The 12,917-nt window shown below is 62.6% G+C and carries 10 protein-coding genes and 1 pseudogene; 5 read left to right on the plus strand and 6 right to left on the minus strand.

Annotated elements, in window-relative coordinates; all coding sequences use genetic code 11:
* Nucleotides 1–16: 16 nt before the first annotated feature.
* The 3 genes from NFH97_RS08985 to NFH97_RS08995 all read right to left on the minus strand — a co-directional run bounded on the left by NFH97_RS08985 (nt 17) and on the right by NFH97_RS08995 (nt 3,716).
* The gene (locus NFH97_RS08985; protein ID WP_349624705.1) at nt 17–2,506 is read right to left on the minus strand and encodes a heavy metal translocating P-type ATPase; all 2,490 of its coding nucleotides are present in this window, start codon (nt 2,504–2,506) and stop codon (nt 17–19) included.
* An 87-nt stretch (nt 2,507–2,593) separates the two neighbouring features.
* The gene (locus tag NFH97_RS08990; RefSeq protein ID WP_045991689.1) at nt 2,594–3,001 is read right to left on the minus strand and encodes a heavy metal-responsive transcriptional regulator; all 408 of its coding nucleotides are present in this window, start codon (nt 2,999–3,001) and stop codon (nt 2,594–2,596) included.
* 82 nt (nt 3,002–3,083) lie between these two features.
* Nucleotides 3,084–3,716 carry a peroxiredoxin gene (locus NFH97_RS08995; protein WP_045991690.1) on the minus strand — a complete coding sequence of 211 codons (633 nt, stop codon included), beginning with the start codon at nt 3,714–3,716 and terminating at the stop codon, nt 3,084–3,086.
* Nucleotides 3,717–3,968: 252 nt separating this feature from the next.
* Here NFH97_RS08995 and NFH97_RS09000 point away from each other — a divergent pair, with 252 nt between their 5' ends.
* The 4 genes and pseudogenes from NFH97_RS09000 to NFH97_RS09015 all read left to right on the plus strand — a co-directional run bounded on the left by NFH97_RS09000 (nt 3,969) and on the right by NFH97_RS09015 (nt 9,570).
* Nucleotides 3,969–4,691 (plus strand): cytochrome c biogenesis CcdA family protein, encoded by a 723-nt coding sequence (locus tag NFH97_RS09000; RefSeq protein WP_124804560.1) that lies wholly within the window; start codon nt 3,969–3,971, stop codon nt 4,689–4,691.
* A 100-nt stretch (nt 4,692–4,791) separates the two neighbouring features.
* A pseudogene (locus NFH97_RS09005) lies at nt 4,792–7,191 on the plus strand (heavy metal translocating P-type ATPase).
* A 38-nt stretch (nt 7,192–7,229) separates the two neighbouring features.
* The gene (locus NFH97_RS09010; RefSeq protein ID WP_035470148.1) at nt 7,230–8,882 is read left to right on the plus strand and encodes a multicopper oxidase family protein; all 1,653 of its coding nucleotides are present in this window, start codon (nt 7,230–7,232) and stop codon (nt 8,880–8,882) included.
* A gap of 67 nt (nt 8,883–8,949) precedes the next feature.
* Nucleotides 8,950–9,570 carry a class I SAM-dependent methyltransferase gene (locus tag NFH97_RS09015; protein ID WP_045991692.1) on the plus strand — a complete coding sequence of 207 codons (621 nt, stop codon included), beginning with the start codon at nt 8,950–8,952 and terminating at the stop codon, nt 9,568–9,570.
* On the opposite strand, the gene NFH97_RS09020 is transcribed toward NFH97_RS09015, so the two are convergent.
* Together NFH97_RS09020 and NFH97_RS09025 are read right to left on the minus strand one after the other, a co-directional pair.
* A complete protein-coding gene (locus NFH97_RS09020; RefSeq protein ID WP_035470154.1) occupies nt 9,571–9,753 on the minus strand; it encodes a hypothetical protein in 183 nt (60 codons plus the stop codon).
* 232 nt (nt 9,754–9,985) lie between these two features.
* The gene (locus tag NFH97_RS09025; protein ID WP_349623070.1) at nt 9,986–10,882 is read right to left on the minus strand and encodes a cation efflux transmembrane domain-containing protein; all 897 of its coding nucleotides are present in this window, start codon (nt 10,880–10,882) and stop codon (nt 9,986–9,988) included.
* Between the two features lie 97 nt (nt 10,883–10,979).
* Here NFH97_RS09025 and cadR point away from each other — a divergent pair, with 97 nt between their 5' ends.
* Nucleotides 10,980–11,387, plus strand: a complete 408-nt coding sequence (gene cadR / locus NFH97_RS09030; RefSeq protein WP_045991695.1) for a Cd(II)/Pb(II)-responsive transcriptional regulator — start codon at nt 10,980–10,982, stop codon at nt 11,385–11,387.
* Between the two features lie 137 nt (nt 11,388–11,524).
* Here the strand turns inward: cadR and NFH97_RS09035 are convergent, their stop codons facing one another.
* Nucleotides 11,525–12,907 (minus strand): DegQ family serine endoprotease, encoded by a 1,383-nt coding sequence (locus tag NFH97_RS09035; RefSeq protein WP_045993875.1) that lies wholly within the window; start codon nt 12,905–12,907, stop codon nt 11,525–11,527.
* Between the last annotated feature and the right edge of the window lie 10 nt (nt 12,908–12,917).

Raw genomic sequence — 12,917 nt, forward strand, 5'->3', positions numbered from 1 at the left:
TATTAAATTTTGCTACTCAGACTTGGCGGGCCCGAACCGCCTGGGGTTCACCGCCCGTCACCGGCGAAGCGTCATCGATATCCGGCGTGAAGCGGCGTAGCCGCAACGAGTTGGTCAACACGAAGACGCTGGAGACGCTCATGGCGGCTGCCGCCAGCATGGGGCTGAGCAATACGCCGATGAACGGATAGAGCACGCCCGCCGCCACGGGGATCAGCGCCACGTTGTAGCCATAGGCCCAGACGAAATTCCCGATGATGGTCCGGTGGGTGCGCTTGGAGAGTGCCACGGCATTGACGATGCCCCGCAGGTCGCCACGCATCAGCACGATATCACCGGCCTCGATGGCGATATCCGTCCCGGTACCGATGGCGATGCCCACGTCTGCCTGCGCCAACGCCGGCGCATCGTTGATCCCGTCGCCCACGAAGGCGACCTTACCGCCCTCGGCCTGTAGTCGCTTGATCTCGTCTGCCTTCTGGTCAGGCAGCACCTCGGCGAGTACGCGCTGAATGCCGACCTGTCGGGCGATGGCGTCGGCGGTGGCGCGGTTGTCGCCGGTGAGCATCGCCACTTCCAGCCCCAGCGCCTTGAGTGCTGAAATGGCTTCGGCCGAGCCCTCCTTGAGCGGATCGGCCACCGCGATGACCGCGGCGAGTCGGCCGTCCACCGCGGCATAGAGGGGGCTCTTGGCATCCTCGGCAAGCGCCTTGGCGCGCTCTTCCGCCTTGCCGAGCCCAATCCCGAGCCGGTTCATGTAGCGATCGGCCCCTACGTAAAGCCGGTGACCGGCGACGTCGGCTTCGATGCCGTAGCCCGGCTCGGCGCTGAAATGGCTGACGGCCGGCAGCTCGAGTCCACGCGCCTGGGCGCCGCGCACGATGGCATCGGCGATGGGGTGCTCGCTCTGGGCTTCCACTGCCGCGACCAGTCGCAGCACCTCATTCTCGTGCCCCTCGATCACTTCGAAGTCGGTCAGCTCGGGGCGACCCTGAGTCAGGGTGCCGGTCTTGTCCAGCACGACGGTATCCATCTTGGCCAGCGTCTCGAGCGCCGCGCCCTTGCGAAACAGCACCCCCATCTCGGCCCCCTTGCCGCTACTGACCATGATCGCAGTCGGGGTGGCCAGGCCCATCGCGCAGGGGCAGGCGATCAGCAGCACACTCACCGTGGTGACGAAGGCGAAGGACAGCGCCGGGGCCGGCCCGACGGCGAACCACACCCCGAAGGTGATCAGGGCGATGGCGATGACCACGGGCACGAAGACACCGGCGATCTTGTCGGCCAACTGCTGGATCGGGGGTTTCTCGGCCTGTGCCGCTTCCACCATCTTGACGATCTGTGACAGCACGGTGTCGGCACCGACCCGAGTGGCGCGGAAGGTAAGCGCGCCGTTCTTGTTGATGGTGCCGCCGACGACTTCGGCATCCTGCTGCTTGGCAACCGGTACCGGTTCGCCACTGATCATCGACTCGTCGACGAAGGAATGGCCTTCTTCAACGATGCCATCCACCGGGATACGCTCGCCCGGGCGGGCCAGGATGCGATCGCCGGGCACGACGGCCTCGATCGGCACCTCGACCGCTTCGCCATCGCGGATGACGCGGGCGGTTTTCGCCTGCAACTGCAGGAGCTTCTTGATCGCCTCGGAGGTACGGCCTTTGGCGATGTGCTCGAAGTAGCGTCCCAACAGGATCAGCGTCACGATCACCGCCGCCGCCTCGAAGTAGCTCACGGCGGTATCAGCCGGGAAAAAGCCGGGTACCAGCAGAGCGGCGACCGAATAGAAGTAGGCGGCGCTCGAGCCGATCATGACCAGACTGTTCATGCCCGGGTTGAGATGTCGAAGTTCGGCATAACCACCGCGATAGAAGCGCGCCCCGGCATAGAACTGCACGGGCGTGGTCAGCAGCCACTCGACGCCCATCCAGCCGCGATGCGGCATCAGACTCGCCAAGAGCGCATCAAAGTCGGGAATCACTTTTCCCATGGCGATGATGACCACCGGGATGGTGAGCACTGCCGCGAGAATGACCCGGTGGAGAAGCTGTCGTCCCTCGCGATCCTCGTCGTCCGCCTGCTGCTGCGACTCGGTTTCCTGCGGTTCATAGCCCGCCTCGCGGATGGCATGCTGAATGCGTGCCAGCGATACGGTCCCCGGCAGGAAACGGACGAAGGCCTTCTGGGTGGTGAGATTGACACTCACCTCCACCATGCCGGGCAGCTTGCCGAGCGCTCGTTCTATCCGCGAGACGCAGGATCCGCAGCTCATGCCGGCGACGGGAATCTCGAGGCTCTCCACCACCGGCTGATAGCCCGCCGTTACGATAGCGTCGAGCAGGCTGGCCGTCGTGGAGCCTCCCTCTATCTGGATCGCCGCCTTCTGTGTGGCCAGGTTCACCTGAGCGTTAATCACGCCCGGCTGCTGGCCGAGGGCCCGCTCAACCCGTCCGACGCAGGACGCACAGGACATGCCCCGAATCTCGATATCGACGTTTTCCGCCATTGCGGTCTCCCCCAACTTGGTTCTTCATCAGCCCAGCGTGCGCGCTTCGGGACTCCTGCGTTACACTGCCAGAAGCGACGAGGCCGCTCATTCGTCCCTATCGGCGATGGCGTCGACGATGGGGCAGCCTTCCTGCATCGGTCCTTCGCCTGTACATTCTTCAAGCGTTTTGGACAGCACAGCCTCGATTTGCGAGAGATGCTTGATCTGCTCGCGAATCTTGTGCAGCTTCTCGCCGGCGATGCGCTTGGCCTGTGCCCGGTCGCCGTTGGCATCCTGGAGGATCAACAGCTCACGGATCTCGTCGAGCGTAAAGCCCCACTGCTTGGCATGGACGATGAATTGCAACCGGGCCACGGCATCCAGGGGATAACGCCGATAGTTGGCTTCCGTCCGTGGGGGGGCGGGCATGAGCTTCTCTTTCTCGTAATATCGGATCGCCTGACTGGCGATCCCACTACGTTCGGCAAGCTCACCGATACTGAGGGTTTGCATGGCTTCACCTCTCGCACTGTGAATCGGAGCTTCTAGCCGCCCGACTGGGCCGGGCAGCCTGAGTCACGAGTCGTGACTTCGACTAGTCCGGTTGGCGCACGACCCGCAGATAGGGTGTCTTGGCATCCCAGCCGTCGGGGAAGTGTTGTCTGGCGTCGTCATCCGTGAGCGATGGCAAGATGATGACATCGTCACCGGTTTGCCAGTCGACGGGCGTTGCAACCTTGTGCTTGTCGGTTAGCTGAAGCGAGTCGATGACCCGCAGGATTTCGTCGACGTTGCGCCCGGTGCTGGGCGGATAGGTCAAGGTCAGGCGAATTTTCTTGTCGGAATCGATAATGAAGACGGTACGCACCGTCACCTTGGGGTCGGCTTTCGGGTGGATCATTCCATACAGCGTCGCCACCACCTGGTCTTCGTCCGCCAGTAGGGGATAGTTCAGGGCCGCGCCCTGGGTCTGCTCGATATCCTTCGCCCAGTCGTGGTGAGAAGCGAGGGGGTCGACCGATACCCCCACCAGCTTGACGCCACGCGCGGCGAACTCGTCCTTTCGCCTGGCAAACGCGCCAAGTTCCGTGGTACAGACTGGCGTATAATCGGCGGGGTGCGAGAACAGTACGGCCCAGTCCTTGCCCAGCCACTGATGAAAGCCAAGCGTGCCTTCGGTGGATTCGATCGTGAAATCGGGAGCTATCTCCCCTAGCTGTAGGGTCATCTCACTATCCTTATCTATGGTAAGTGTCGGATGATGCACTACGCACGATAACCTTTAAGTCAACTTTAAGGTCAAGGGCTTTCGAGGAAAGGAGTCTATTCTTTTACGTTATATCAAAAGGCATTAACTCATGGATGACTTTGAGGTAGGCGCAACCCTTAGAATTCTCTGCCTAACCATGTCCGAAGTAGGCGGCCGGCCCCAGGCTGCTTCGCGCCCAGCACCTTGCCCCCCCCCAGGAAGCGTAACGCCTTGGAATCTCTCTCTTCTATCGGTCTGATTGGCGCCTTCGCCGGCGGGTTGGTTTCCTTCTTCTCGCCCTGCACCTTGCCGCTGTTGCCGGCCTACCTGTCGGTGGTCACGGGCGGGAGTGCCGGCAAGGCCGATAGACGCCTGGAGGCATTGATCCTCAGTGCCTTCTTCGTCTTCGGCTTCAGCATCGTGTTCATCCTGTTGGGACTCGGCGCCAGTGGTATCGGCCAGCTGATGCGGGGGTATCGCCAGGAATTCAACTGGGTCGCCGGCTCGGCGGTGATCGTGCTGGGCCTGTTCATGACCGGTGTGTTCCGGTTGCCGCTGTTCCAGCGCACCCTTCAGTTCACACCGAACGTCCAGGGTGGCTCCCCGCTGTCGGCGACGGTGTTCGGGATCTCCTTCGCCATCGGCTGGACGCCCTGTATCGGCCCCATCCTGGGCGCCATCCTGATGGCCACCTCCAGCGCCGCCAGTGCCCAGGCCGGCATGCTCTATCTCAGCGCCTACTCGGCGGGCCTGGCGCTGCCTTTTCTCGCCAGCACCCTGCTGATCAATCGATTCGCCCTGCATCGGCAAAGTCTGGGTAGGTGGAGCGCCTATGCTCGCCCAGTCGCCGGCACGATCGTTATCCTGATGGGCATCGCCATCGTCTCGGGCACCATGACGCGGCTTTCCAGCATCATGGTCGACTGGTTTCCCTCGCTGGCGACACTGGGATAGTCGGGTCGGCGGCGGTGGCAAGGTGTAACCTGTTCATATCAGCGAGGAGAAACGCCACCGACCACGCAACAGAAACCTTTTGTACAATGGAGGGTTCTTCATGGAAAAAGACCCCGTTTGTGGCATGAGCGTCGATCCCGCCTCGACGGAGAGCGTCGAGCATCGCGGTGAGCGTTACTATTTCTGTAGCAAGCAGTGCGCCGAGCACTTTCGCGAGGATCCAGGCGCCGTGCTTGCCGCCACCTCGGCGGCTGCGTCGAAGCCCAGTGGCAAGGCCAATTATTTCTGCCCCATGTGTTCTGGCGTAGAGAGCGAGGAGCCGGGGGAGTGTCCCAAGTGCGGCATGGCGCTGGAACCCGTCAAGCCGCAACCGTCGTCGAGGGTCCAGTATACCTGCCCCATGCATCCGGAGGTGCGGCAGGATGAGCCCGGCGACTGCCCCAAGTGTGGCATGGCACTCGAGCTCACCCGCGTTTCCGGAGAGGAACGCAGCTTCGAGTTTCTCGAGATGTTCCGACGCTTCTGGGTGGGCGGCCTGCTGACGCTGCCGGTGTTGTTCGTCGCCATGGGCAGCGTGCTGCCCGGTATCGGCCCTTGGGTGGATGAGGTGCTGCCCGCCGGCAGTGGTCACTGGATCGAACTGATCTTTGCCACGCCCGTGGTGCTATGGGCCGGATGGCCATTCTTCCTGCGTGGCTGGAAGTCCCTCGTCACACGCAACCTCAGCATGTTCACGCTGATCGCCCTCGGTGTGGGGGCGGCCTATGGCTACAGTGTCGTCGCCACGCTCGCCCCTGGGATATTCCCGGCCACTTTCCGTGACGCCGATGGCTCGGTCGGCGTGTATTTCGAGGCGGCGGCGGTGATCGTCGTGCTGATCCTGCTCGGTCAAGTGATCGAGGCCCGCGCCCGCGAGAAGACCGGCAGTGCGCTGCGCGCGATCCTCGATCTCGCGCCGCCGACCGCACGACGCATCGATGCCGAGGGCAATGACGAGGAGGTCTCGCTCGACGAGCTGTGTACCGGTGACCGTCGACGGGTACGCCCCGGTGACAAGGTGCCGGTCGATGGCGAGGTGCTCGAAGGCCACAGCACGCTGGACGAGTCGATGGTGACCGGGGAGTCCCTTCCCGTCGAGAAGCGCGAGGGCGACACGGTCATCGGCGGCACCGTGAGTGGTCAGGGCAGCTTCGTCATGCGCGCCGACAAGGTCGGCGAGGACACGGTGCTTTCGCAGATCGCGGAAATGGTGGCCGAAGCGCAGCGTTCGCAGCCGCCCGTTCAGCGGCTTGCCGATGTGGTCGCCGGCTATTTCGTCCCCGCGGTGGTTATCGTGGCGATCCTGGCATTTATTGCCTGAGGGATCTGGGGGCCACCGCCGGCGATGGCCTACGCGGTGATCGCCGCGGTATCGGTGCTGATCATCGCGTGTCCCTGTGCGCTCGGCTTGGCGACGCCGATGTCGATCCAGGTTGGGGTCGGTCGCGGGGCCCGGGCGGGCGTGTTGATCAAGAATGCCGAGGCACTGGAACGTTTCGAGAAAGTCGACACCCTGGTCGTCGACAAGACCGGCACCCTCACAGAGGGTAAACCCCGGGTCGTATCCCTCAAGCCCGTTTCCGGCAGTGATGAAGCGCAGTTGCTGCAACTTGCCGGCAGCCTCGAGCGAGGCAGCGAACATCCGTTGGCCGAGGCCATTGTCAGTGCTGCGCAAGAGCATCATGTCGAGCTGAGCGATGCCAGCGATTTCGAGGCGGTGACCGGCATGGGGGTCACCGGTCGGGTCGAAGGACGCGAGCTTGCGCTTGGCAATGCCCGGCTGCTCGAAACACGTGGTGTGGAGGCGCGGGAATGGACGCAGCGTGCCGAGACGCTGCAAGCCGAAGGGCAAACCGTGATGTTCCTGGTGGCCGATGATCAGGTCATGGGACTCATCGGTGTCGCGGACCCGATCAAGGAAACCACCGCACAGGCGATCCGGACGCTCAAAGAGGATGGCCTGCGCCTGGTTATGCTCACCGGCGACAACCGTACCACCGCCGAAGCCGTGGCGCGCCAACTTGGTATCGACTAAATTGAAGCGGACGTACTGCCGGAAGATAAAGGGCGTATCGTGCGCGAGCATCGCGAGGCCGGGCGCGTGGTCGCCATGGCCGGCGACGGCGTCAATGACGCCCCCGCCCTGGCCGAGGCTGACCTCGGTATCGCCATGGGCACGGGGACCGATGTCGCCATCCAGAGCGCGGGGGTGACTCTGGTGAGAGGGGATCTCTCCGGCATTGTTCGCTCCCGGCATCTCAGTCGCCGGGTGATGCGCAATATCCGCCAGAACCTGTTTTTCGCCTTCGTCTACAACAGCCTGGGGGTGCCTCTGGCCGCCGGGGCGCTGTTTCCGTTCACCGGCTGGCTGCTCAGTCCCATCTACGCCGCCGCCGCGATGAGCCTGAGCTCGGTCTCGGTCATCGCCAACGCACTGCGGCTACGCGCCGCCAAGCTATGAGCCGGGGCCGCCGACAACCATAGAGGAGGGGGAGCATCATGGCTTATGTCGACCTGCAGCGACGTAGCGTATTGCGCCGCATCGGCGGTGTGGCGGCGTTGTCGACCCTGGTGGGGGCCGGGGTATGGACCGGGAGATATCGCCCCGCTCTGCGGGCGGCGTCCGCGTCAACGGCCATGGAGGGGCCCTTCGACGTCGACCTGCGTGTGCGAGCCCGTCCCGACAAGGTGGCTATCCTGCCCGGTGCGCCGAGCGACGTCTGGCGCTACACGGCCGAGCGAATCGTCGGGCCTGAAGATACCCTGACGCCCGTGGGTGAGAGTTATACGGGGCCATTGATTCGCCTGCGTCGTGGTCAGCGCTTGCGGGTACGCATCGACAACGATCTCCCCGAAGACACCACCGTGCATTGGCATGGTCTGCACGTACCACCGGACGTGGATGGTCAACCGCGCCTGCCGATCGCGCCAGCGACGAGCATGGCGGTCGCCTTCGATGTCGTGGATCGTGCCGGTCTCTACTGGTACCACCCCCATCCTCACGGCCCCGATGGTGGCCGGGTTGGCTTTCAGAGTTACGCCGGCCTTGCCGGTCCACTGATCATCAACGACGACGCCGAGCGTGCCTTGGAGCTCCCCGACGGAGAGCGGGAACTGGTCCTCATCCTGCAGGATCGCACCTTTAGCAATGGCAATGAGCTTCAGTACATCGACGATGGTGGCATGGGGGCGATGATGACCCGCATGCAGGGCTTTCGCGGGGAGCGGGTACTGGTGAACGGCCACCCGGACGCGCGACGCGAGGTGTCCACGCAGCCATATCGATTGCGCCTGCTCAACGGCTCCAACTCGCGCATCTACAAGCTGGCCTGGAGCGATGGCCGGGCGGTGACCGTCATCGGCACCGACGGTGGCCTGCTCGCCAAGCCCGAGCGGCGCCGCTCGGTCACACTGGCGCCGGCCCAACGGATCGATCTGTGGGTCGATTTTGGCGACACCGAGCCGGGAGAGTCCGTACAGCTGGTGAGCGAGGAGTACCAACTCGGCATGATGGGCGAGCGAATGGGCGACATGATGGACCGGGGCATGATGGGCGATCGAATGGGCGGCATGATGGATCGAGGGATGATGGGTGATCGAATGGGCGAGATGATGGATCGAGGCATGATGCGCGACATGATGGGAAGCGAGCGGCTCTCGCTAGTTACCTTCGCCGTCGTCGCACGGGCGAACGATGCGGAAACCCTGCCGGAACGCTTGGCTCAAGACCTGCCGGCCTCCCCGGTTCAGGCCGATACGCCAGTACGCCGCTTCGAGCTGGGCATGCGCATGATGCAGGGGTTCACGATCAACGGCCGGCAGATGGAGGGCGCGACGGTGGCAGATGACGAGATCGTCCGGCTGGCGCAGACGGAGATCTGGGAGTTCGTCAACAACACCATGATGCCGCACCCCATGCACGTTCATGGACTGCAATTCCTGGTTCAGGAGCGGATATCGGCGGGCGGCAAGACGGACCTGCACGATGGGATCATCGACGCGGGATTGCATGACACGGTGCTGGTGTTCCCGGAGGAACGGGTGCGCATCGCTCTGACCTTCAAGGACTTCGAGGGGTTCTACATGTACCACTGCCACACCATGGAGCATGAGGATGCCGGTATGATGCGCTACTTCAAGGTGGTGGCATAACGAACCGGTCTGGTTTCGATCACACCGTATTTCGATCACCTGGCAACCACACGGGATGACGATACAGATGTCCTTCTACGAGAATCGTGTTCTGCCGCATTTCCTCCACCTGGCGTGTGGCAACACGGTGGTCGATCGTCAGCGGGCGGCCGTGGTGCCGCAAGCCCGGGGCCGTGTTCTGGAGGTGGGTATGGGGTCCGGGCTCAATATTCCCCACTACGATCCGGACCGGGTCGAGCTGGTCTGGGGGCTCGAGCCTTCCGAAGGCATGCGACGCAAGGCCCGCCACAACGTCGCCAGCGCACAGTTCGAGGTGCGCTGGCTGGACCTGCCGGGCGAGGAGGTCCCTCTCGACGACAACAGTGTCGATACCGTAGTGCTCACCTACACCCTGTGCACGATTCCGGACTGGCACCGGGCGTTGGAGCAGATGCGTCGCGTGCTCAAGCCGGGTGGCCAACTGCTGTTCTGCGAACACGGCACGGCGCCCGACGAAGCCGTACGCCAGTGGCAGCGCCGTATCAATCCCCTGTGGCGCAGAGTGGCGGGGGGCTGCCATCTCAACCGCGACATACCCGAGCTTATCGGGCACGCAGGCTTCGGTATCCAGCGGATGGAGACGGGCTATCTTTCGAAGGTCCCGAGGTTCGCTGGCTTCAATTTCTGGGGGGCTGCTGTTCCCCGCTGATCAAGCTCGCGTGTAATGAGGCGATTCCCCGAACAACTGGCCATCCACTTCGATGGCGGTGCCATCCACGAACACTGGCACATAGCTCAGGGTCTTGACCTGATAGTCCAGGATCGGCGGCGCCAAGTGCCTTGCCCAGTAGCGAGCGATGCTCTGGAGCGCGTCGAGGTGGACCGTCCCCATGCGTACCAGGTATTTGCCGAGGCGGCCTCTCGCCGGCACGGTCTCGATGCCCAGCAGCTTCGCCGTGACCGGATCCTGACGAAAGGCGTCCAGATCGGACGCGCGCCATTGCCCGTGGCGAGGGAGGCCACCAGGCTCCAGAGTGTCTTCGCAACACTGGCGTCGTGCTTGAGGTGACTTTGCTAGGTGAACTGGCTCAGCAGGCCACTGAATAGCTATTAATAGACATTATTTAACCCTTGAGCGCCAGAATGCGCCTGGCACCGTTGAGCACAATGACCCCCGCGATGGTGCCGATAATCAGATCCGGATAATTGGTTCCGGTCCACGCGACCAAGGCGCCGGCGGTGATGACCCCCAGGTTGATCACCACGTCATTGGCCGAGAATATCCAGCTTGCCTTCATGTGCGCCCCGCCCTCTCGATGTTTGGATATCAGCAGCAGACAACTGGTATTGGCAATCAATGCGACGAATGCGATAGCCATCATCATCATCGATTCAGGCTCGCTACCGAATACAAAGCGCCTGACCACCTCTGCGAGTACGCCAACCGCCAGAATCAGTTGGAGCACACCTGCAAGATGCGCGGCACGCACCTGCATTTTTACGCTATGCCCAACCGCATACAGGGCGAGCCCGTACACGGCCGCATCGGCAAAATTGTCTAGGGATTCTCCAATCAGGCCGGTGGAGTGCGCGATCAGGCCGGCCGTCATTTCCACCACGAACAGGACCGCATTGATACCGAGCAACCAACGCAGGGTGCCGGACTCCTGCGCGGCAGAGGCCGACGTGTCACCGACCGCCTTGATCGACTCAGGATCGGCAGCGGCCGTTTCCTGAAGCGAGGCTCCTAGCCCCAAGGTTGTCAGTTTTGCGGTGATGGGCTCGACCTCGCCGTCATGCACGACCTCTAATCGGCGGTTCGACAAGTCGAAGGACAGCACCCGAATCTCCTCAAAGCCGTTCAGGGCAAGGCGAATCATTCGCTCTTCCGATGGACAGTCCATCTTCGGCACGGCATAAACGCTGACCCATTTCCCCGATGCTTCGGAGGAGCGACGCATATCGGTATCCGCTATGGGCGTCGCATCGCCGTCACAGGGGGCTCCACAGGTTTTGCTCATGATACGACTCCACTTGAATATTATCGGGCTATCATTTAAAACCATATAGTCACTATAAGGTCAACAGAGCGGAGAGAATCCGTTGAGGAGGAGCTTGGTGCGTATTGGTCAGTTGGCAGAGTTGGTAGGGGTCGATACACAGACGATCCGCTTCTATGAACGACAGGGCCTGTTACCGTCGCCTGAACGGCAGGAGAACGGTTACCGTGTCTATACCGAGGAACATGGTGAGCGGCTGGCTTTCATTTGTCGCTGCAGAATCCTGGACCTGTCGCTAGCAGAGATTCACGAGCTACAGAGGTATCAGGACGACCCTCACCAACCTTGTGCCGCCGTGAACGCTTTGCTCGATGATCACATCTCTCACGTGCGCTCGCAGATAACCGCTCTACAGGCGCTTGAGAAACAACTCGTTTCACTGAGAGCGAGTTGCAACGATGGCCGGGAAGTTGAGGCGTGTGGGGTTCTTGCTGGAATTAGCGAGGGAAGCATGCACCAACAGTAGGTTGACGCATCAACCATTAAATCCGGATACCCTCCCCAGCCGTGCATTAGAATGTACGAGAGTCTGAAGAAACGCCCCAGCGATCCTGTTCGCCAGGGCGCCGCTGTGCTGATGTATTGAACGCTACTCAGTCGCGGTTAGTCACCATTGCCCACTCGCAGGGCCACGAAGTAGGTGCGGCCTTCGCGGTTGAGCAGAACAGGCACCGCTTGATCATCTGGCAGGCGGGTCAGCATCTCCTTCAGCTGTTCCGGACTCTCTACCGGCTGCTGGCCCAGTCTGACCAGCACATCGCCGGGGCGAATGCCGACGGCAGCGGCATGTCCGGCGGGGGCCACCTTGACGATGCGCACCCCGTGATCGATGCCAAGCCGACGCTTCTCCATGTCGTTCAACGGCTGAACCGCGATGCCCAGTCGAACCGGGTCGCCATCGGATTGACCGGGGCCGGCATCCGGCCACTCGCCAACTTCCACCGTGATGGTCTCCTGCTGACCATCGCGCAACACGGAGAGATCAACGTCTTCGCCGGGGGCCGTCTCACCGATCAGGCGCGGCAGCGTGGTGGAGTGGTCCACTTCCTGGCCGTTCACCTCAAGGATGACATCACCGGCCTTGAGGCCGCCTTCTGTCCCAGGGCTGCCGGGCTCGACCTGGGCAATCAAGGCACCCTCGGCCTGCTCCATGCCGAAGGACTCCGCCAGGTCCTTGGATACCGGCTGGATGCTGACGCCCAGCCAGCCGCGGCTCACGTACCCCTCTTCACGGAGCTGGTTGGCCACATCCAGTGCCACATCAATGGGAATGGCGAAGGAGAGGCCCATGTAGCCTCCACTACGGGTCAGGATCTGGGAATTAATGCCCACGACCTCACCGTCGAGGTTAAACAGTGGTCCGCCCGAGTTGCCCGGGTTGATCGCCACATCGGTCTGGATGAAGGGAACGTAGACGTCTTGGGGCAGGGTGCGGTTGATGGCACTGATGATCCCGGACGTCACCGAGTGGTCGAAGCCGAAGGGTGAGCCTATGGCGGCGACCCACTGGCCGACCTGGAGGTTGTCGGAGTTGCCCAGTTGCAGGGTGGGTAGGTTATCCGCCTCGACCTTGAGGACCGCCACATCGGTCTTCTCGTCGGCCCCCACCAGCTCGGCCGAGAGTTCGCGACGGTCGTTGAGGCGCACCAGAATCTTGTCGGCCTCCTTGACCACGTGCGCGTTGGTCATGATGTAGCCGTCTTGATCGAAGATGAAGCCCGACCCCAGTGACCGACGCGGCTCTTCATTGCGATTGGGCGCACCGCCAGGTGGCATCGGGAAGCGGTCGTCGAAGAAGTCACGGAAGATCTCCGGCACCTCCTGCCCCCCAAATTGCCGTGAGGACGTCATGGACCTCTCGACCTTGCGGGAGGTGGAGATGTTGACCACGGCCGGCGCGGCCTCGTCGACCAGTTCCGTGAAGTCCGGCAGCTGTGGCTCGGCGAGGGCTGGCGTTGCCACCATCAGCAGTAAAGCTAAGCTCATCAGCCAGGCG

This window comes from Halomonas sp. SCS19 (genome assembly GCF_040147015.1).
Classification (GTDB): Bacteria; Pseudomonadota; Gammaproteobacteria; order Pseudomonadales; family Halomonadaceae; genus Halomonas; species Halomonas litopenaei.